Origin of the sequence: Desulfofundulus salinus (assembly GCF_003627965.1) — a bacterium.
Lineage (GTDB): Bacteria > Bacillota > Desulfotomaculia > Desulfotomaculales > Desulfovirgulaceae > Desulfofundulus > Desulfofundulus salinus.
In genome coordinates this window covers 1,178,405-1,199,095 of the sequence record NZ_RBWE01000001.1, presented here as the reverse complement: position 1 = coordinate 1,199,095, position 20,691 = coordinate 1,178,405, and the positions used below count along the sequence as shown (strand labels likewise).

The window sequence follows — 20,691 nt, the reverse complement described above, 5'->3', positions numbered from 1 at the left end:
GACAGGGCAAAAAGAAACACCAGACATAAGAAAAGAAGTACAACTTTTTTAATCCCTGGCATTAAAGACCCTCCGTCGCATGATTCTTTACGGTCCACCACGTTGGCTACCCGCCTAGCTTCGCCTTTATCTCCCGCATCTTGGCGCCCCAGTCGGCCACCTCCTCGGCGGTGAGGATGTCGATGGCGCCGCCCTGGAAGTCGCCCTTGATGTCGCCCATTCTTTCCTCCAGCCAGCCCTCGATCTCCAGGTAGTGTTCTTTCAATCCTTCCAGCACTTCGGGATCGGCATTCCACAGGCCGCGCTGGTGGGCCTCCAGCAACCGGCGGGCGATTTCTTCCAGCGCCCAGGGGTTGTGTTCTTCAAAGAAACGGCGGTTTTCTTCGTCCAGGATAAAGGTTCTGGTGATGTCGTCGAAGATCCAGTCGTCGACCTCCTGCGTGGTGGCTTCCCAGCCGTAGACCCGGCCAATACGTTTAGAAATGTCCCCGGCGCCTTTATAACCGTGCCGCTTCTGCCCCTCGATCCACTTCGGGTTCAAAAGCTTCGTCCGGACCACCCGCCGGATCTCGTCGGCCAGTGTACGGACCTCCACGTGCTCCGGTTCCCGCGTGTCGCCGTAGTACGTCCGCACCTCCCTGCCGGAGGCCACCCGGGCAGCGGCAGTCATCCCGCCGTGGGTGCCGAAGTAGCAACAGCAACCAAAGAGGTCGTACTCGTCGGTAACCACCTTGTTGTAGGTTACATCCACCGTCTTCAGGCTGGCCTGCAACTGGCGGAAGGCCTCCTTGCCAAAGACGCCCTTGCCGTAGGCGTAGCCGTTCCAGTAGATAAAGATATCGGCCAGATCCCTTTCCTCTTTCCAGGCCGAAGCGTAAACGGCCAGGTTTACCCCGGCCATGTAGGTGCCGGGCTTCGAGGCAAAGATGCGTAAAGTGGCGTCCCGCCAGGCCTGCGGGTCGTTCTGCCCGTCCAGCTGGGCCAGGGTGTGCTTGCGGACGTAGTTCTGCTCCGGCGGCTCGTCCAGGGCGGCCACGGTCTGAATGGCCTCATCTAAAAGCTCCACGCAGTTGGGGAAGTTGTCCCGGGTAATGCCGGATACCCGCACGGTCAGGTCAATGCGGGGGCGTCCCAGTTCTTCCAGCGGGATTACTTCGATACCCGCCACCCGACCGTTGGACAGCCACCGGGGCCTCACACCCAAAAGGTAGAACATCTGCCCCAGGCCCTCGCCGTCGGCCCACATGATGTCGTTGCACATCCAGTAAAGGGCAATGTTCTCCGGATAGCGGCCTTCCTCAGCCAGGTGTTTTTCCAGAATTTTTTCCGCCAGGCGCTTGCCCACTTCCCAGGCCGCCCGGGTGGGCACCCGGTGGGGGTCCAGGGAATAAAAGTTGCGGCCAGTAGGCAGTATATCGTCCCTGCCGCGGGTGATCAGCCCGGAGGGCCCGGCGGGGATATACCGGCCGTCAAAACCGGAAAGCAGCGATTCGATCTCCTTAGAACCTTCAATGCGCTCGTTCAAATCCAGCACCCGGGGTAAAAGGGCGTTTACTTCCGGCAAAGCCCCGGGGCGGACAAACTTATCCCCCAGGACCTCCTGAGCAAAACCCGGATCCACTTCCTGTCCCTTTAAGAACCGGCCAATAAAGGCTTTAGCCGCAGCATCAATTTCTTCCATGAGGGCACCATAGGACTTTCCGTAGCGAGTCGAGAACCTTCCCTGGTCGGCCAAAAGCCCGGCCAGATCCAGATTCATGAGGCCGGCCACGGCCCGACGCAAAGAGACCTTTTCCCCGGCGTCAAAGCGCAGGATGGAGCTGATGAATTCCACCCGCCGCTCTCCTTCCGGTATCTCGCCGAAGATGTGCTGCCCGTCCTGGATCTGCGTATTGCGGATGGTGGAAAGCACGGCGTGGGCTTTTTCGGCAATGGCGGCAAAATTGTCATGGCCGCCTTCCACGGGAATTTGCTTGTCCAGGTTGGTCTTTTTGATTTCTTCAATAATTAAATGCTCCAGAGTATGGGCCCGGGCCGGATCGGCTATTTTGGCCTTTTCGTACTCCTCCAGGAAGCGCTCCAGCTCGGCCAGCTCGTCGTAGAGACCACCCCCGGTCATCACCGTCTGCATGTGGTCCACCAGGGTGGCATAGCTCCTCCTTTTGGCAATGGTGCCCTCCGGCGGGTTATCCGCGTTGTAGATGTAAAGGTGAGGGATGGATCCGATGGCTAAATCCGGGTAACACTCGCCGGAGAGTCCCACGCCTTTGCCGGGCAGAAATTCCAGGTTGCCGTGGGTGCCCACATGAACGATTACGTCCACGCCAAAGTCCCGCTCCAGGTAGCGGTAAGTGGCCAGGTACTGGTGCGGCGGCGGGATGTCCGGGTCGTGCAGGATTTTACAGACCTGCCCGTCGCAGCGGGCACCGGCACAGCCCCGCTTCGGCTGCACGCATACCACAGCGTTGCCATATTGAACTCCGGTAATGACGATTTTCCCCTCGTGGACCATGGCCGCGGGTACGCCGTTTTTGGCTTCTCCAGGCGGGGCACCCCAGGCTTCAGTAAGCCGTTCCTTCACCCGCAGAGATAAATGATCAAACCACTGCCGGTACTCTTCCACGGACATGAGCTTTAACGCCCCGCCCTTGCTGATAATTTCATCGGTGGTAGTCCAGCGGAATTCCGAAATGGCCTTCCGGTTCATAATGGTGTCAATTAACTCTTTGCCGCTGGCAGGAACTTCCACGGAATAACCCGCTTCCTTCATACGGCGCAAAATCCTGGCCACGCTCTCCAGGGTGTCCAGGTTGGCCCCACCGCCCACCGTGGCTTCCACTGAGGCACATGGGTTGTTGTGCAGGATAAACGCCACTTTTCGCTCCTGCACCGGCTTTTGCGCCAACCCAACCCATCTGGCCACCCGGTCCACCAGGTGCCGGCAGCGCTCTTCCACCGGAACGCGGATTTCCAGTTCCCCTTCCCGCCTGGCTCCGGCAATGAAAATCGGCTCAATAACCCCCTCAAACTCGGGCAGAGCTATGCACCAGGAGATGTCCCGGTTTAAGCCCTGGGGATCTGCAGCCCACTCCTCGACCGTGCGGTAAAAAGATGTTACCGGCTGAAAAACGGGTACGCCCAACTGCTTTAAAAGACTTACTCCTGAGGAGGCCACGTCCTCGCGCAGGAAGTCATCGGTTCTGGTGCGGGCTTCCAAAAAGAAGGAGATCAACTTAACCAAAGCGCTGATCCGGGACCGTCCCCCGGAGTCGAAGAAATACTCCCTGACCACTTCTCCGGAACCCCTGGTGCCCAATTCGGCATCTTTCAGGGAATAACAAAAAGCAGGAATTACCTTTAATCCTTTTTCTTCCATCAGGCGAATTAATAAGTCCTCTACAGCCAGGTTGCCGTTTACCCAGTTGTTGCGGGCAAGGAGCAGGCCCACGGTGGGAGCGGAAGCGACCAATGATTGGGGCCAACCGGCTTGACTGAGGTATGTCTCGTACCAGGACAGATAATCTTCTACCGTAGCGAAACAACCAGAAGCGGCCGGGTGGTAAATACCCTCCCAGGGGAAGGTAAGCGGCTCGCTGTACTCCAGCCGTTCACCCAGAACTTCGACAGCCAGATACCGGAGCATGTGGGCAAAGTTTTCTTTACCGCCCTGAACTATATATGTGTAGCATCTGGAAACCACATCGGGCCCCACCGTGGAAAGGACCCACAAAGCCGGGTCATGGGCCACACAGACTACCGGTTTGCCCAGTTCTTTTACCGCCCTCTCCAGCTCACTCCAGATGCTTTCGGCCATGGAACGGTAAAGAAACACCAGGTCGGCACGAGCCAGGTCATCCAAAGCTAAAGCCAGGTCTTCTTTACCTTCATCTAAAAAGCGGGCCGAGTAAACCTTAACCTCCAGCTCGTCCCTGACCAGCTCTGCGGCCCGCCGCATGGTAGTGGTGTGGCTATGCCACATTACAGCGGCAATTTTTTTCATGAAACCACCCCCCGTCCATAAAATAAAAGCCACGAAGACATTAACCCTCCTTCGTAAAGGAAAGTTCCGCCTTCGTGGCTTATTACTTAAAATATTAAGCTTTAAAAGTGGTTATTATTTGAAAATGTCACGAGGTGGCGACTCCGGTCGCCTTTGTAATAATACTGGCTTAGTTTCCCTCTATTCCACTTATGGTGGAAATATTCTACGCAAAGTGAAAAATTCCTCCCGAAATAAAAATTTTACTAATTAAAATTTTTCAGGTATCTTTTCCCGCAGGGTGAGGCAAACTTCAGGATAAAAATACTTTAAGGAGGATATGCAAATGAGCTGTTCCAGCATCAAACACCGTTTTGAAGAAGAAAGACAAAAGGGTTTAACCTTCGAACGGGCCATGGAAATGTACCGGGAAGTGGAAGGTTCGCTGGCCGCGCACCGCCTGGAACTGGAAGACCTGCAACGCACAAATGCCGATCCGGGCCGCATCAGTCATCTGCAGGCACATATAAGCGACGGCGAAAAATTGCTACAGGAAATTAAATCGCTCCACCTGCATTAAATGAGGGAGTCCATACAGCTCCCCCTTTTTTTACCTGACCCTCTTCACCACCATTACGCCAGCAACAAACAACACTGCCGCGTACCCCACCAGCACTGCCAGGGATACGGGCAGAAGCCCGTCCCCGCGGGCCAGGGCACGTAAGGCATGGCTGGAGTGAGTTAAGGGTAGCACCTCTATTATATACGCTACGGCCCCGGGCAGGCGGTCGGGGGAAAAGAAGGTACCGCACAGAAAGGACATGGGCAAAATAACAAAAGTAGAAAAGTTGGCCATATCCTCGTGGGAGTTGATGGTCATGGCCGCTACCACCCCCAGGGCGGCAAAGAGAAAACAGGTGAGGATGACCACCAGGAAAAACCACCCATTTATAGCAAGGTGGGCTCCAAACACAAAAGCCAGTGCCAGAATGATCAGAGAAGCAACCAGCCCGCGCACGGTGCCCGCCAGCACTTTGCCCAGCACAAAAGCACCGGCGCCGATGGGAGCAATCAGGTATTCCTCTAAGGTTTTGTGGTACAGGCGGCTCATATTCAGGGAAACGCCCACGGCGTTAAAGCTGGTATTCATGGCCGAAAGAGCGATAATCCCGGGCACTACAAATTCCAGATAGTTGCCCCCATTCATTTGAATCCCCCGGCCCAGCCCCCAGCCAAAGGCCACCAGATATAAAAGGGGGCTGACCAGCCGGGAAGCAAAGAATTTAACAAAGGTGCGCCTGAAAACCACCATTTCCCGCCAGAATACGGTGTAGAAATCGATCTCAATCACCCACCTTACGCCCGGTTAGCTCGACGAAAACATCTTCCAGGTTGGATTCCCGGATTAAAACATTTCCATCCAGCTGGCCGGCATAGGCCAGGGCCCTATCACGGCTGGGAAAAAGTTTATAACCGGTATCCTTACCTCCAAAAGATTCCACCACCACTTCTCCTACCTTTTGCTTTAATTCCCGGGGTGTCCCCAGGGCAATCAACCGGCCTTTATCCATAATGCCCACACGGTGGCAGAGTACTTCTGCTTCTTCAATGTAATGGGTGGTTAAAAGGACAGTCATGCCTTCACTGTTCATCCGCCGGATTAAGTCCCAGATCTTGCGGCGGGTCTGGGGGTCAAGACCCACGGTAGGTTCGTCTAAGAAAAGAACTTTTGGGTTGTGCATCAATGCCCGGGCAATCATCAGCCGGCGCTTCATGCCGCCGGAAAATTTGCTCACCAGATCCCCTGCCCGCTCCCGGAGTTCCACGTAGTCGAGGAGTTCCTCGATTCTCTCCCGCCGGCGGGAAGCAGGAATCCTGTGCAGGCGCCCGTGCAGTTCCAGGTTTTCCCGGGCGGTCAACTCCTGGTCCAGGTTCATATGCTGGGGCACCACGCCGATTTCCTTTTTCACCCTGTCCAGATCCCGCATAACGTCATAGCCGTTAATTAAGGCCGCGCCGCCGGTAGGTTTGGTGAGCATGGTCAGCATCCTTATAGTGGTAGTCTTACCGGCACCGTTGGGACCGAGCAGGGCGAAGATCTCCCCTTTCTCAATATGCAGGTCCAGGCCATCCACGGCGACAATGTTTCCGTAATGTTTGGTCAACTGGCGAAGCTCAATCACTCTGCAAACCTCCGGCTCAATGTCACTGCACGTAAAAACCGGCCACACCCTCCCTGCACGCGTCGTCATATTACCGGTGGCTGTGGCCGTGGTGATAATCGTGAGCATGGCGTGCCTTTTGTCCGCCCATGATCACCTGTAGCTTCTCCCGGTCAATATCCATTTCCTGGAAAGGCTTGCGGCGCATGCGGTGGAGCAGGGCAAGGTTCACCGAACTGTGCACATCATCGCGGGTAACCTCGGTACGGCCGGCCAGGGCGGCCATGGTCCTGGCCGCCTTCATCATCACCAGATCGGCCCGGTGGCCGTCCACACCCATTTCAATGGCTATCTTTGCGATCAGATAAAGCATTTCCTCCGGGATTTCTACTTCCGGCAGCAGTTTTTTAGCCGCCACGATTTGCCGGCGTAACTTTTCTTCTTCCCCCTCCCACTGCCTGGTAAACCCTTCGGGATCTTCTTCAAAAGCAGCCCGGCGCCTGATCACCTCCACCCGCAGCTCCGGGTCCATAATACCGGTGATATGTACACAAAGGCCGAAACGGTCCAGCAACTGGGGTCTCAGTTCACCTTCCTCCGGATTCATGGTGCCCACCAGAATAAATTGTGCCGGGTGGGTGAAGGAAACCCCTTCCCGCTCCACAGTGTTTACTCCCATAGCTGCGGAATCCAGCAACACATCCACCACGTGATCGTCTAAAAGGTTTACCTCATCCACATAAAGAATACCCCGGTTGGCCTGGGCCAGAACACCCGGTTCGAAGTGCTTTTCTCCTTTTTTGATGGCCTGCTCAATGTCCAGCGTCCCCACCACCCGGTCTTCAGTGGCAGATACGGGCAGGTCCACCACCCGCATTTTTCGCCTGGCCCGGGGCAGTTCCTCGCCCGCGGCAAGGCGTTGCCGGCAGTCCATACACATGGTGGTGATATCATCGGGGTCACAGCTAAAGGGGCAGTCGGCAACCACATCAATCTCCGGTAATAATGCTGCCAGAGCCCGTACGGCGGTGGATTTGGCGGTGCCCTTTTCACCCCGGATGAGAATACCAGATAGTTTGGGGTTAACGGCATTTAACAACAAGCCTTTTTTCATTTCCTCCTGCCCGACAATGGCTGAAAAAGGGTAGATATATTTCATCTTCCCATCTCCTGTATTTTAGAATTCTTAAATTATTTCTCGCACTGCCTGTACCAGAGTATCTGCCTTTAAATCATCTATTTTGTAATATTCAGCCCCCAGGGCAAAAGCCAGCTCCCGGGCCAGGCCAAAGGTAATAAAACCATCTTTTTCTACATCGATGACTAAAGTTTTAATTCGCTCTTCTTCCCGGATTATCTCTGCCACGCGGCGGACCTCAACCTGAGGCCTATCCTGACCCATGCTAACATTCGCCCGCCCATCGGAGATAAGAATCAAGAGAGGCGATATGTTTGGGTCCTTGTACAGGTGGGCCCTGGCTACCTCATAAGCCTTGAGCAGACCGGCGGAAAGCGGGGTCTTCCCGCCGGTGGGCAGTTCTTCCAGCAGCTTATAACCCATCTCCACGCTACCGGTGGGCGGCAGCAAAACTTCTGCCGTATCCCCCTTAAAGGCCACCAGACCGATTTTATCCCGCTTCTGATAGGCATCCATCAAAAGGGAGAGAATCGCACCCTTGGTTTCCACCATACGTTGCTGCGCCCCCATGGAGCCGCTTGCATCTACGACGAAAAGCAAAAAGTTCCCGATGCGCTTTTCCCGCACTTTTTCCCGGATGTCTGCCGGTGTGAGCGCCACAGCCAGGCCATTCTTTTCTCGATAAACCTGATAGGGGGCCGCCGCCCTTAAGGTGGCATCAAAGGCCAGATCGTTGTTTTTGCGCTGCATGGTACTGCGCACATATCGCCCGGCCCGGGTGGCCGTCCTGGTGCGGGAACGGCGCCCGGAGCCTTTGCGCAACAGACGGTCCCGGTCATAAGTAATGCGCCGGACCGGAAAGGGCTGCCCCACAGCAAAGACCACATCCTGCGCAACTGCGGGAGGAGCGGAAGCCTGATCCGGCTCATGATCCTGTGTGGACGGCTCCTGGTCCCGCGATTCCTGTTGTTCTGCCGACCGGCTATCTTCAAAAGACTCCCCGGCCGGGGCCTCTTCGCTTTGTTCCGGGTTTTGTTCCTGATGATCTTCCTCTTGCGGCGGTTCCGGTTCCTCTTGAGGCGGTTCCGGCTGCTCCTGAGGCGGTGGAGGAGCTTCCCTCGCCCGGTGTGGAAGAACCAGCTCTGCCGCTTCCAGGATGTCATTTTCGGTTACCTCTATCCGGCCGTCGAAGGCGGCAATAGTCCGGGCAGCAGCGGCCATGACAATGTCGGCCCGGTGCCCGGCCGCCAGGGCTTCCATGCTCAAACGGGCAGCCAGGTGTAACAGATTCTCCGGGATGGTAACCCGGGGGAGCATAGCGCGGGCGGCAATGATTTTCTCCCTTAACCTTTGTTCTTCAGGCGCCCAGCAGGCCAAAAAACCCATTGGATCCGCATCAAAGGCCTCCCGGCGGCGGATGATTTCCACCCGTTGCTCCGGGTCGTCCACCCCCTCAATTTGCACACAAAGGCCAAAACGGTCCAGCAGCTGGGGCCGCAGTTCTCCCTCCTCCGGGTTCATGGTGCCCACCAGGACAAACTCCGCCGGGTGGGAGTATGAGATGCCTTCCCTTTCCACCACATTCACGCCCATAGCCGCCGCATCCAGTAAAACATCCACAATATGATCATCCAGCAAGTTGACCTCATCAACGTAGATGATCCCCCGGTTGGCCCGGGCAAGCACCCCCGGCTCAAAACGGGGCCGGCCGTGCTTAATGGCGTATTCAAAGTCCAGGCTGCCCACCACCCGGTCCTCGGTGGCCGAAACAGGCAGATCAATGACCTGTACCCGGCGGCTGGTTCTTTCCAGCTTCCGGCCGGCCGCCAACCGTTCTCTACACCCGGAACAAAGGCGAGCAAGGTCATTGGGATCGCAGTTAAAGGGACACCCTACCACCACTTCAATTTCCGGCAACAGGGCAGCCAATGCCCGCACGGCGGTGGACTTGGCCGTACCCTTTTGCCCGCGGATGATGATTCCCCCCAGGCGGGGGTTAATCGCATTCAAGATTAACCCTTTTTTCATTTTTTCCTGGCCGACAATGGCCGTAAAAGGGTATGTTACCCGCTGAAAAACCGACATAAATGGACCCCCCATGTGAAAATAAACAGCGGCTTTAACCCTTTCCCGCGCACCTGGCAGCCATTATAGTCTTCACCCGTTCTACCAGAAAATCAATCAAATGGGGTAGCGGCTCGGCAACTACCCCCACTATCTCTACATTGGAACGATTCAGGTGCAAAAGAATCTTTCTCGCAGGGCTCTTCGCCACCGCTTCGGCCATGGCCGGGGTGAATTCCCCCAGCATACTGTGGGGCATCAGCACGGCAATGGTGCCCACAATAATGTCCACCTTATCCGCATTGTAAATAACGGCATTTTCGCCGCTGGCTGCATCGTTGGCCCCTGCCTTGAGCATCAATGCCGCCGCCATGGCGTTGGTACCCAGGGCGATGATTTCCACATCGTCCTTTGGCAGGGCCTTCCGCAACTTTTCCACGATGACCCGGCCAATGCCCCCGCCCTGCCCGTCAATTACTGCTATACGCATGTCTTTTGCTGCTCCTCCAAATTTTAAAAAAAGAAGTGGGGGCATGTGGGGGTGACCAGTCCCCACATGCCAGGACGAAAGGAGGTCCAGCATGCAGGGTTGACCAGACCACTGCATACTCGTTGGGAAGGGGTCGGACCCGTTTACCGGGGATCCCATCCGGCAAACAGGTTAGGGTTAAAAGCTAACGCCAAGGTTTAGCTCAGGACCCCCGCAGTTAAACCGCGGCTGATGCCGCACTGCCTGCCCCGGGCAGGCAAAAATAAGAAAACCATGAAAGCCTGCCCTCCTCCCTGGAGGAAAACAGCACCTTCATGGTTGCCAGTACTCTAAACTTTGAATTCAATTGCCGAATAGTGATCCCTAAATGGTCCCTGAAGCCAGGCGGCTTCTGCCGCCCATTAATTTCATAAAAGTTGTTCGCCATCAAGTTCAAAGTTCCTGCTACCCTTGCAAATTTTTTATCCCCAATTTTGCTCCCCTCCTTTTCAGGGTAAAAATCAAAGCCAGGCCGGCAATGGCGGCTCCTGCACCGGTGAACAGCAATAAGGGAGTATTCAATGTTCCGGTCCCCTCTAATTTCAGTAACAAAATCTCACTCCCGGCACCTTTTTCCATCCCCTTTCTCCCCGCCACAACATACCCGCCGTCTTTTGACTGCAGGATGCTGTAGCCGCTGTTGCATCCGGCGCCGGCGATGGTCTTCTCCCAGACAGGATCGCCGTTTTTGTCTGTTTTCACCACCCAGGTATCGTAGCCGCCCCCGGCGGATTCTTTTTTACCCGCCAGGATATACCCGCCATCCCCGGTCTTGCGGACGGCATAAGCCGAACCGGCGCTTTGGCCCCCGTACGTCTTTTCCCAGAGCAAATTTCCATCAGAGTCAACCCGGACCAGGTAAGGCGCCAGAATCCCGCCCTGCCCGCCGGTAATCTCCTTCTCGCCGGCAATCACATAGCCGCCGTCACGGGATGGAGCCAGAGACCAGCCGTAATCCGACCCCTTGCCGCCGTATGTCTTCTGCCAGATCACCTGCCCGTTTCCGTCCGTTCGCAGGAGGTATACGTCGGGATTTCCGTTACCAAAGGATTCAGCATTACCTGCAATGAGATAACCGCCGTCACCCATCTCCAGCACGGCATAACCGCAATCGGAACCCTTACCGCCGTATGTTTTTTCCCAGAGCTTCTTACCGGAAGAATCCAGTTTGATCAGGTAGACGTCATATATACCCGCGCCAAAGGACTCCGTACCCCCGGCCAGGATGAAGCCACCGTCTTTTGTCTGCTGCACGGACCAGGCATAGTCACAATACCGGCCGCCGAAGTTACGTTCCCACAAGGGCTCGCCCTTTTCATCCGTCCGCACCACATAAACATCGTGGTCATAGCCGTTTTTGGATTTTGTATCCCCAACAATGATAAAACCGCCGCCGCGGACTTCTTTTACACAGTACCCGCAGCTGTAGCCATTGCCCTTGAATACTTTTTGCCACAGCCTGTTCCCTTTACGGTCCATCCGGGCAAGGAAAACGTCAGAACCCCCTTCCCTGGACTCGATCCAGCCGGTGCAAACATATCCTCCGTCCCCGGTCTGGGCCACACAGCGGGCCTCACCCTTACCCGGGGAAAAGGCCCACTCTACCGCCGGAGCCCGCCCGGGAGCTGCTTCTACCTGCCCGGGAAAAATTAATCCTGCAGCGGCCAGGCAAAAGGGCAGTAAGATCAGCAAAAACAAAAACGGCCTTCTCATAAACAAAGCATTCTGCCCTCCTTCTCTAAAACATGTAAATATTTGGCAATCCGTTATAACAAGGATGCACTGTCCGGAGCGAATGACGCAGGCACACGCCGGTAACAGCACCCGGCAACCCAGCGCTCACCGGCAAAGATGCTCATTCCAAGCCTGCTATGGCAAGATAGTAAGTGCAGGCCTTTCCAGTATAGCTTTTTCAGTGAGTGCTGGGCGGCTCAGCTCTCAAGGATGTATGCGGATTCTTCTCCTTATCACCTTTCCAGATATTGTATGTTCATCTTCTTATGGAAATATTGCAGAATCTTCAAGGTCTGGTGCCCCAGGGCGGCACAGAAGAAAAGATTGCCGGCAGCCCGCAGGGAATCGAAGCTAAAACCCGCCGCCCAGGTGAGCAGATAAGTCTGCCAGGTCAGGGGGCGCATAAAGACGGTCCACTGCCAGACATCCATGATGGCCCCGTAAAGGTAGCCCCAGAGGAAGCAGACTGCGGTCAGGGTTTTGTTTCCCGCCTGTGGGAACAGGGCTTTGACCACCGCTCCGGAAACACCCACCAGCCCCCAGCAGAGCATCTGCCAGGGCGTCCAGGATCCCTGCCCCATAAAGAAGTTGGAAATCAAAGGGGTCATGGCCCCTGTAAAGAAGCCGACCCGCGCACCATAGACAAATCCCGTTATCTCCACCAGAAACATGGTGGGCTGCAGAAATAAAAGACCCACTCCCGTCACCGCCCGGCCGGCCGCACAGAGGGCGGCCAGGACGGCAATAACCGATACCTGCCGGGAGTCCAGCGCTCCTTTTTTCTCCATGGCGGACAAAAGCAATAAAACGGCAAGAATGCCGGTCAATGTGGTGTACAGCCCCCAGCTCGTCCCCATATGGCCTTCTCTCCCGTGCTTTTGATTAAGACGGCCGGTTTAGCGGCCAGAAGCGGCCCAAGCTGTTCCTGCGCTTCGGCAAAGGTGAGCACTCCATCGCAAATGCCCCGGCACAACTTGCTGATCTGCGGAGAATAAAATACAGATCTTCCCAACACCGCGTGCTTTTCCCCGTCGGCGACAATCCTTCCCGCAAACATCATCACCACTCTTCCGGCAAACTCGGCCGCAAACTCCACATCGTGGGTCACCACGATTACCGTTTTGCCCTTTGCGGCCTCCTCTTGCAGAAAATGTCCCAGTTCCGACTTTAAACCCAAATCAACCCCCCTGGTGGGTTCATCTAAAATGATCAAACCGGGGTCGGTAACCAGAACGGAAGCTAAAGCCACCCTCTGCCTTTCCCCGCTGCTCAGGTCCCGTGGATTTCGCCGGCGGTAGGGCTCCAGTTGCAGTCTGTGCAGGATTTCCTCCACCTGCCCCCGGTCTTTTAAGCCGAAATTACGCATGGTGAAAAGCAGCTCATCTTCCACCGTCTCCTGGAAGAGATAGTCGTTAGGGTTCTGGGATAAGTAGGCGGTAAACTTTCTGATCTCTTTAAAACCATTCCGGCCTACCTCTTTTCCCTGCACATAAACCCTGCCCCGGCCAGGTCTGAGCAAACCCACCATGATCTTGAGCAGGGTCGATTTACCGGCGCCGTTTTCCCCCAGGATGGCTACAAATTCCCCTTCTTTTATATCAAGACTGATATCTTTTAAAACCTCTTGACCGCCCGGATAACCAAACCATACATTTTTCAAGCTGATAATGCTATTTTTCTCATGCTCTTTTATATTAGAATTATGGTTACGGCGGGGAACATCTGGTTTCGTAACGGCTATATTTCCTTTCAGGTAAGACTGTAAGAGTTCCCGCCCTTCCTTTACCGTAACGGGTACAACCGGCGAGTTGAGGCAGGCAAAAAACCTGGCCACAGACGGCACAAAAGGAAGTCCCCTTCTGACTGCTTCCCGGGCTCCCTCGGCGGCACTGCTGTGGCAGATAATTTCGCCCCCGGCCATGAGCAGCACCCGGTCTGCTAAATGAAAACATCTTTCCAGCCTCTGCTCAACCATGATTACCGTAAAGCCCATTTCTTCATTAAGCCTTTTCACCACATTCAGGATTTCTTCCGCCGAGACGGGGTCCAGTTGAGAGGTAGGTTCGTCAAGAATAAGCACACGGGGCTGCATGGCCAGCACGGAAGCCAGCGCCAGCTTCTGTTTCTGGCCGCCGGAGAGATTGGCCGTAAAGGCATCCTGAACCGGGGATAGATTCATGAAACTGACCACTTCGGCAACCCGGCGCGACATCTCGTCAGGTGGTAACCCCAGGTTTTCCAGGCCAAAGGCTATTTCCGCCTCCACACAGCTCTGTACAATTTGCTTTTCCGGATCCTGAAAGACCATGCCCACTTCCCGGGCCAGTTTGCGGCGGTCCAGCGTCCGGATCTCTCTACCCCTGAAAAAAACCTTGCCCCCGATACGCCCCCCGTAAAAATCAGGGATCAGGCCCGCCAGCACCCTGGCCAGGGTGGATTTGCCCGAACCGGAACCGCCTGTAACAAGGAGAAACTCTCCTTCCCGGATTTCCAGGCTGATATTTTTCAGGGCGGGTTTTTCCGTTCCGGGATAGTAATAGGTCAGATTTTCGACTTTAAAAAGCGGCAATGCTTCCACCCCTTGCTCAGGATAAGCGGTACTGACAGGTAAAATAACACAATGAAAAGGACCGCCAGAGTCGTGCCGTCTTTAATAAGAAAGTCCGCCTCCGGGTAAAAGCTGTACCGGCCGTAGCCGTAACGCAACCCCCATACTGCCGCCAGCAGAGCCAGCAGGCTGCTGCCGAGACAGAAGAGATCCCGGGGCCTGAGGATATTCCGGCTGTACACGGAACGCCTGCCGCTGCCAAAGGCCCTGGCCTGCATGGACTCGGCAATCTCCATGGCGCCCTCCAGGGAGGATAAAAGCAGCACGTTATATAAACCGGAGTATTTCTTTGCCCGCTGCCACAGGCTGCCCGTGTCAAAGTCGACGCCCCGCAGCTGCTGCACTTCCCTGATCCTCTGCAGGTCCCTGACCATGGTGGGAAACAGCCGCGTGGCCAGGGTCATCACCAGGACTGATTTACCGGCTATTCTGGAAAAAAGATTCAACACCCTGTCCGGGTTGATCATCAGGTTATATAGGCAAAAAATGCTGATGATGACCAGAAGCCTCAGGCTGGAAGCGGCGCCGAAATAAAGTGCCTCCATGGATATGTCCAGCTTCCCCAGAAAGGGAACTGCAGGACCGTGCCAGATAATGGTTTTGCCGGCCCGGATCACCAGGGGGTTGACCATCATCACCACCAGCATTAAAAAGACCCCTGCTTTTAAAAATCCCTCCCAGGCATCCAGGCCGTCCACTTCCCTGATCAGGAGGGCAAGCAGGAGAAAGAGCGCCAGCAGATACAGGGGATGATCATAGATCAGGCTCAGGATGAGGAGCACCAGAAGATAAACCAGGACCGTGGCCGGGTGAAAGCTCTGCAGGAAAAGCCCCTTTTCCCGGTAAAAAAGCCTGTCAAACATCCCGGCACCCCTTTACTTTTTGCTTACCAGGTCTTCCCACCGGGGAGGTGGCTGGTCCATGCTCCTGCTGTACCACCAGATTACTTTGTCCCCCGTTTTTACCGGGTGCTTGCTGGCCATGTGCATGGGCACCTCACCGTTTACCGAATACATCCACCCGGCCATACCGCTGCAGGCCTGGCCGCCAATGGAATCCACAAAATCGGGCCAGGCCGGTTTCATGGCGTAGGGAAGACCGGTGGCATCCAGGGCGCCCAGGGCGGTAATCCCCCACTTGTTGTCCGGTTTAACTGTAACCTGCGCCGGTCTGAAAAGGAACTCATCATTTTTCCCGATGACGGCCACCCAGACCCTGCATGCGGCTTCACTCTCCGGCGCAGCAGAAGCATTTTTAGCCGGCTCACCAGAAGAAGCACTTTCATCCGGCCCGCCAGAAGCCGTACTCTGCCGGGAAGCAGCGGTAGACTGCTTGCTCTGGCCGCCGCCAGCCGCCCCGGCTTTTTCTTTGGCCGCAGGTGACGGGCTTGGTGTTGATTCGCCGGAAGGCCGGGTTGTACTTATTCCGGCAGAAGGTTGACCGGAACCGGCGGCGGGCTGGCTCTGCGCAGGAGCATTTTCCTGTTCGGTTGCACTGTAGTTAGTTGTCTGGCTGTCGGTTACCTGGTTGCTATAAGCCTGCCGGTATTGCTGCTGAGAGCTGAAAACTTTGTGCATGTAAAGGGCTGGGCCCAGCACCCCGGCCAGAATCACCAGCAGACCAGTAACATAAATGAGTTTGCGCTTCATGGAATCACCCCATGTAAACAGAAGTAAGCATTTCATGCTGTAGCGCCCGAGGGAGCGGAACGGCATCCGCTCCCGCACAAGGGCGGCACGCGGCCGGCAGCATGCTCCTGGTTCACCCGGCATCCTTAAAAGGTACTGCTGCCAAATCACCCGGGCGGCAGTCGTCCTCCGTCGCTCCTGGGCTCCGGAACGACCACCGCCCGTTCTTCCATGCCCTAATTTCTGCTAAATGCAGAATGGAGGTTTTATCTTTTCTGTTACTTGTTTTGAGCAGACGGCTGTAACTTCTGCCACACCCGGTACAACACTACAGTAGCTTCCGCCCGGGTGGTATTGCCTGCAGGGATGAACCGGGCCTGCGCCCGGCCCTTCATGACCTGCTCCCGTACCACCAGGGCTACAGAGTTTCGCGCCCAGGGAGAAATAGAGGCAGCATCTTCAAAGCCGGCCAGTATTCTGGCCGCATCGGCCTCACCAATACCCATATCCTGTCCTTCCCGGGCCATTAACCGCACCATCATGGCCGCCATTTGCTCCCGGGTGATGGGCTCATTTGGTGCAAAACTGTGTTCGCCGGTTCCCCGCACCAATCCTGCTTTCGCCGCCGCACCCACCATGCCGCAGTACCAGGCGTTTTGCGGCACGTCATTGAAGCGCTTTGCCCCGTCCGGATCGGCCGTCAGGCCGGCCATACGGGCCAGGATGGCGGCAAATTCGGCCCGGGTAACGGTGGCTTCCGGTGCAAATTTGTTGTCGCCTACACCAGCCACGAACCCTTTCGTGGCCATAATTTCGATCTCCTTCTGCGCCCAGTGCCCGGCAATGTCGGCAAAGGTTTTTACTGCAGGCGGGGCGGTGGTTTCCATCAAGGCGTACTTGCTGAAATGATCGGCTTTAAAAGCCAAGCCACCTGCCGCCGGGTCATAGGTTCCGCCCACTTCGTCCCAGGTCTTTTCGCTTTCATCATAGCGATATACTTTCACCCGGCCGGTCGCCGCCGCTTCCCTGGCTTCAGCGGGTACCGGCAGCAGCACCCGGCAGTCGGGGAACTGCCCGATCTTTTGCACCGTGCCGTCTTTCTTCACCGCCAGCACGTCCAGCTCATAGACATCGCCCACCAGTTTAAGTTCGCCGGCAACAGGCTTGACCAGTTCATGGGCTTCGGTACTGCTCAACTTTTGGGCCTTAACCTGCAACTGAGCCATACCGGCAGCCGTTAGTTCCGGCACTTTCAGGCTGTCCACCGAGAGTATAAACTGCACGCCCTGAACGGTAACGGCCAGCGGTTTATTGACACCGGTTATTTTAGCCAGCTGGTCCACCGTCAGAGCCAGAACAGTTTGATTATCTTCCGCCTGCAGAACGACCCGGCCGGCAGAACCGGCATCCTCGATGGCCGCATTTAAGGTGGAATCGCTCACCGGAGCGGGCAGATTGCCCGTTTGAATATTCCCGGCAGAAACCTGCTTCATCAGGTCGTCCCATTTGGGGGGCTGCTGGTCCATGCTCTTGCTGTAATAGAAGATAATCCTGTCGCCCTCTTTAATGTTGTACTTTTCGGGACCATAGGAGGGAACCTGCCCGTTCACCGTATACATCCAGCCGGCCATGCCGCTGTTGGCCTGCCCGGCAATTTCATCTACCAGAATGCCCCAGGACCACGTGGAGGTATGGTAGGGAACGCCCGATGCATCCAGGGCGCCCAGGGCGGTGAGGCCCCATTGATTGTCTTTGGTCACCGTGACGTAAGAAGGGCCAAATAAGAGCTCGTTGTTCATTCCTACGACGGCCATTCCCACCGTTACCGCTGTAGCGGTCCCGCCGCCTCCAGCCGCAGATTTCACGGTCAGGGCAGCCCAAGCCGTAAGCCCGTTGTATACGGCCTTCACCACCGTCTGGCCGGCCTTTATCGCTTTGACCAGACCATAAACACTGTCATCAACGCTGGCAATGCTGCTGTCGGCCACGGACCAGATGGCCCACTGCGTTACGTCAGACTGGCCGCAGGCGTCCTGCCAGACGGCCCGGAATTGTTGCTGGGCGCCTATATTCAAAGTGTTGGTTGAAGGGTCAAGGTAAAAACGCCAGACGGTAGGCTGTATCTCCAGTGAATTACAGGCACTAAGCACCCAGATGGCATCCATGGCGTTCTTTGAGGTGCCGAAACTACCATCCGGATTGAGGACATTATTCATCAGATAATCAACGGCCGTTTTTCCGTCACTGGTCTTCCAATCAGCTGGATCCCTTTCCAGTACCTTTAAGGTCACAACCACTTCAGCGGTGTCAATGGCCGGGTCGTCCCATCCGGCCACAAAGCTACCATCGGCCTGCTGCTGCTTCTGCATCCAGGCCAGGCCCTTGCTGATGGCGGCCTGAATATCAGCATCCTTTCCTTCCGGGTCCAGGTAGTAAAGTGCCCTCACCGCCTGGGCCGTGGCCATGAAGTCGGCAAAATAATGGGTGCCATCTTTGTCGGTCCAGCTCCCGCCCCAGCTCCCATATACCTCTTCGTTGACGGTAAGTTGCTGGCTTAAAATGTACTCCTTCGCGTATACCGCATTAACAACACTCATAAACCCCGCCCGGCCCAGCAGGTCAAAGGCCGGCAGGTTGCTGAAAAGGCTGTAAGTTCCCGTATCAAAGCCGTTCTCCGTCTGTCTGTCTTTCAAGATCTCCACAAGCTGATCGGTCAGATCGCTTCGCCCCAGCGCCTGAACGGCCAGCAGGTCCTGGGCCAGGATCTTGGCCGGAACCTTATCCGGCTGTGAAATATCGCTGTAGACAGCTTTTACAACCGCATCATTGAGATTTTCACCGTTGTACTCCCAGGAACTGACATCCACCCCGGCTTGCTTCAATACATACAGGGCGTAGGAGCCGACCCCATACTCCGAATTATTGATTCCTTTCTGGATGTATTCGTTGTACAGAAACTGCACGGCATTGTTGGCCGGTGAGGCCGGCATCCCGCTGGCGCCGGCATTTACCACCGGTGTCAGCATGGTTACGGCCATGACTAAAACCAGTAACAAACTCAGCTTTTTAATCATCCTTTTATGATTATACAACTTCCTGACCCCCTTACGATGTTTCTCATGCAGAGCCTTGTAAAATTCCACCATGGCAGCTTGTCCCCCGCAGGAACAAATTCCTTCTTTTGCCTTTCAGGGCCTTTTCGATACCCTCTTACAGCACATCAGTCAGGCGCAAAAGCATGGCGGCCGCCTCGGCCCTGGTGACCTTTTTTTCAGCCCGGAAGGTCCGGTCGGGATAGCCGCCGGCAACCCCTTTAGCGTAAGCCACCCCCACGGCCTCTTTCGCCCAGGCCGGAATTTGATCCGCATCGGCAAAATCCAGCTCTTTCGGCGCCACCTCCCCGCATTTCTTTTCAATAATCCGGGCCATAACGGCGGCCAGTTCGGCCCGGCTTACCGGTTCCTCCCCTTTAAAAATAAGGGTACCGTCCGGTTGCGGGTAACCGGAGATGAGTCCCTCCCTCAAGGCCACGGCCACGGCCTCATGGGCCCATTGCGGAATATACCGGCTATCTTTAAACTCCCGGTCGAGCATAAGCAGGTCTTGCCAGGAAACCGCCGCCGGCTTTAGCAGGCGCACCATCATGGAGGCTATTTCATAGCGGGTTACCTGCTCTTCGGGTTTAAAGGTGCCGTCTGGATAACCCGACGCAACCTGCATTTGAACCAGCCTGTTGATGGCCCCTTCCGCCCAGTGGCCTTTCAAATCCGTAAAACTGGCCACCATACCGGGTTGCGTTTGCCGGCCGGATTCCTCCTGCGGGCCGGGTTGTGGCTGTGTTGCCTGGTTCTTCGCCTTCCCTTCCAGCGCCAGACAGGCCCACAGCACCCAGGTGGCGTCCATGGCATTCCCCGACGTACCGAAGCTCCCATCGGCGTTTAGTGCCTTACTCATCAGATAATCAACAGCGCTCTTTCCTGTGCCGCTTTTCCAGGCCGCCGGGTCCATACCCAGGGTTTTCAGGGTCACAATTACTTCCGCAGTATCGATCACCGGGTCGTCCATACCGGCCACAAAGCTGCCGTCTGCCTTCTGCTGCTTTTGTATCCAGGCCAGGCCGTTTTTAATGGCCTCCTGCACCTGAGGATCTTTCTTTTCCGGATCCAGGTAGTGCAGCACCCTCACCGCCTGGGCCGTGGCCATGAAATCGGCGTAATATGCATTACCATCCAGTGACCCCCAGCTTCCGTACTGGGCATTTTGTGCCTTGACATACTGTTTTTCCAGGATGTAATTCCTGGCCAGGCCGGTGTTTATCTGATCCATTAACCCGGCTCTGCTTAAAAGATCAAAGGAAGGCATGTTGCTGTAGATGCTTAACGGCCCAATGTCTTCAAATCCTTTGTCTGTCTGCCTGTTCTTCAAGACCTGCAGCAACCGGCCGGCCAGATCCTTTTCTCCCAGCGCCTGCATGGCCACCAGGTCCTGGGCAAGCTGCTTTGCCCGCACTTCACCTGCTTTATCCAGATCATCTCTGACCGCCTTTAGCACTGCCTCCCGGAAACTTACTCCCTGGCGTACCCAGGCACCGGCATCAACACCGGCCTGGCTTAGCACATAAAAGGCATACGAGCCCACACCCACCTCCGAGTTAATCAACCCGTTTTTTAAATAGTCACGATGCAGAAACTGCACTGCCTTATCAGCCAGGGGTGAAACTGCCGCTTCCACCCGGCCCGGTACCCCAAGCGGCATCAGCAGGCCAGCGAAAAAACAAACCGCTACGGCCAGGACACTCAAACGTCTGCAAAAGTGACGGGTCTTCATAGAAACCGCCTCCATCATTTGC

The 20,691-nt window shown here is 55.8% G+C and carries 14 protein-coding genes; 1 reads left to right on the top strand and 13 read right to left on the bottom strand.

Features of this window, described 5'->3' with window-relative positions:
* Positions 1–106 precede the first annotated feature (106 nt).
* Positions 107–4,000 (bottom strand): cobaltochelatase subunit CobN, encoded by a 3,894-nt coding sequence (cobN, locus tag D7024_RS06140; RefSeq protein ID WP_121452486.1) that lies wholly within the window; start codon positions 3,998–4,000, stop codon positions 107–109.
* A 325-nt stretch (positions 4,001–4,325) separates the two neighbouring features.
* On the opposite strand from cobN, the gene D7024_RS06135 reads away from it, so the two are divergent.
* Complete coding sequence (locus D7024_RS06135) at positions 4,326–4,559, top strand: hypothetical protein (protein ID WP_121451002.1); 234 nt, start codon at positions 4,326–4,328, stop codon at positions 4,557–4,559.
* A 30-nt stretch (positions 4,560–4,589) separates the two neighbouring features.
* Here the strand turns inward: D7024_RS06135 and D7024_RS06130 are convergent, their stop codons facing one another.
* The 12 genes from D7024_RS06130 to D7024_RS06070 all read right to left on the bottom strand — a co-directional run bounded on the left by D7024_RS06130 (position 4,590) and on the right by D7024_RS06070 (position 20,669).
* Positions 4,590–5,330, bottom strand: coding sequence for an ABC transporter permease (locus D7024_RS06130; RefSeq protein WP_013823280.1), 741 nt, complete (start codon positions 5,328–5,330; stop codon positions 4,590–4,592).
* Complete coding sequence (locus D7024_RS06125; RefSeq protein WP_121451001.1) at positions 5,323–6,162, bottom strand: ABC transporter ATP-binding protein; 840 nt, start codon at positions 6,160–6,162, stop codon at positions 5,323–5,325. Before D7024_RS06125 ends, D7024_RS06130 begins: the two co-directional genes overlap by 8 nt.
* Before the next feature lie 70 nt (positions 6,163–6,232).
* On the bottom strand, positions 6,233–7,300 hold the full coding sequence (gene bchI, locus D7024_RS06120) for a magnesium chelatase ATPase subunit I (RefSeq protein WP_121451000.1): 1,068 nt from the start codon (positions 7,298–7,300) through the stop codon (positions 6,233–6,235).
* 27 nt (positions 7,301–7,327) lie between these two features.
* Positions 7,328–9,364, bottom strand: coding sequence for a putative cobaltochelatase (locus D7024_RS06115; RefSeq protein WP_121450999.1), 2,037 nt, complete (start codon positions 9,362–9,364; stop codon positions 7,328–7,330).
* 34 nt (positions 9,365–9,398) lie between these two features.
* Positions 9,399–9,833 carry a DUF3842 family protein gene (locus D7024_RS06110; protein WP_121450998.1) on the bottom strand — a complete coding sequence of 145 codons (435 nt, stop codon included), beginning with the start codon at positions 9,831–9,833 and terminating at the stop codon, positions 9,399–9,401.
* Positions 9,834–10,277: 444 nt separating this feature from the next.
* Positions 10,278–11,570 (bottom strand): outer membrane protein assembly factor BamB family protein, encoded by a 1,293-nt coding sequence (locus tag D7024_RS06100; protein ID WP_125185632.1) that lies wholly within the window; start codon positions 11,568–11,570, stop codon positions 10,278–10,280.
* Between the two features lie 269 nt (positions 11,571–11,839).
* Entirely contained in the window at positions 11,840–12,463 is a 624-nt protein-coding gene (locus tag D7024_RS06095; RefSeq protein WP_121450995.1) for an ECF transporter S component, read from the bottom strand.
* Positions 12,430–14,184: an ABC transporter ATP-binding protein gene (locus tag D7024_RS06090; RefSeq protein ID WP_243113711.1), complete on the bottom strand. Its 1,755-nt coding sequence runs from the start codon at positions 14,182–14,184 to the stop codon at positions 12,430–12,432. The genes D7024_RS06095 and D7024_RS06090 overlap by 34 nt, the downstream gene beginning before the upstream one ends.
* Complete coding sequence (locus D7024_RS06085) at positions 14,148–15,077, bottom strand: energy-coupling factor transporter transmembrane component T (protein WP_121450993.1); 930 nt, start codon at positions 15,075–15,077, stop codon at positions 14,148–14,150. Before D7024_RS06085 ends, D7024_RS06090 begins: the two co-directional genes overlap by 37 nt.
* A gap of 12 nt (positions 15,078–15,089) precedes the next feature.
* The gene (locus D7024_RS06080; protein WP_165859295.1) at positions 15,090–15,863 is read right to left on the bottom strand and encodes a DUF4430 domain-containing protein; all 774 of its coding nucleotides are present in this window, start codon (positions 15,861–15,863) and stop codon (positions 15,090–15,092) included.
* A 257-nt stretch (positions 15,864–16,120) separates the two neighbouring features.
* Positions 16,121–18,934: an S-layer homology domain-containing protein gene (locus D7024_RS06075; protein ID WP_165859294.1), complete on the bottom strand. Its 2,814-nt coding sequence runs from the start codon at positions 18,932–18,934 to the stop codon at positions 16,121–16,123.
* 118 nt (positions 18,935–19,052) lie between these two features.
* Positions 19,053–20,669 (bottom strand): S-layer homology domain-containing protein, encoded by a 1,617-nt coding sequence (locus tag D7024_RS06070; RefSeq protein ID WP_165859293.1) that lies wholly within the window; start codon positions 20,667–20,669, stop codon positions 19,053–19,055.
* Positions 20,670–20,691 lie beyond the last annotated feature (22 nt).

Bases quoted from the DNA above. Each gene is read 5' to 3' on its own strand.
- cobN (WP_121452486.1), bottom strand. From the start codon at position 4,000: ATGAAAAAAATTGCCGCTGTAATGTGGCATAGCCACACCACTACCATG.
- D7024_RS06135 (WP_121451002.1), top strand. From the start codon at position 4,326: ATGAGCTGTTCCAGCATCAAACACCGTTTTGAAGAAGAAAGACAAAAG.
- bchI (WP_121451000.1), bottom strand. From the start codon at position 7,300: ATGAAATATATCTACCCTTTTTCAGCCATTGTCGGGCAGGAGGAAATG.
- D7024_RS06115 (WP_121450999.1), bottom strand. From the start codon at position 9,364: ATGTCGGTTTTTCAGCGGGTAACATACCCTTTTACGGCCATTGTCGGC.
- D7024_RS06110 (WP_121450998.1), bottom strand. From the start codon at position 9,833: ATGCGTATAGCAGTAATTGACGGGCAGGGCGGGGGCATTGGCCGGGTC.
- D7024_RS06095 (WP_121450995.1), bottom strand. From the start codon at position 12,463: ATGGGGACGAGCTGGGGGCTGTACACCACATTGACCGGCATTCTTGCC.
- D7024_RS06085 (WP_121450993.1), bottom strand. From the start codon at position 15,077: ATGTTTGACAGGCTTTTTTACCGGGAAAAGGGGCTTTTCCTGCAGAGC.
- D7024_RS06080 (WP_165859295.1), bottom strand. From the start codon at position 15,863: ATGAAGCGCAAACTCATTTATGTTACTGGTCTGCTGGTGATTCTGGCC.
- D7024_RS06070 (WP_165859293.1), bottom strand. From the start codon at position 20,669: ATGAAGACCCGTCACTTTTGCAGACGTTTGAGTGTCCTGGCCGTAGCG.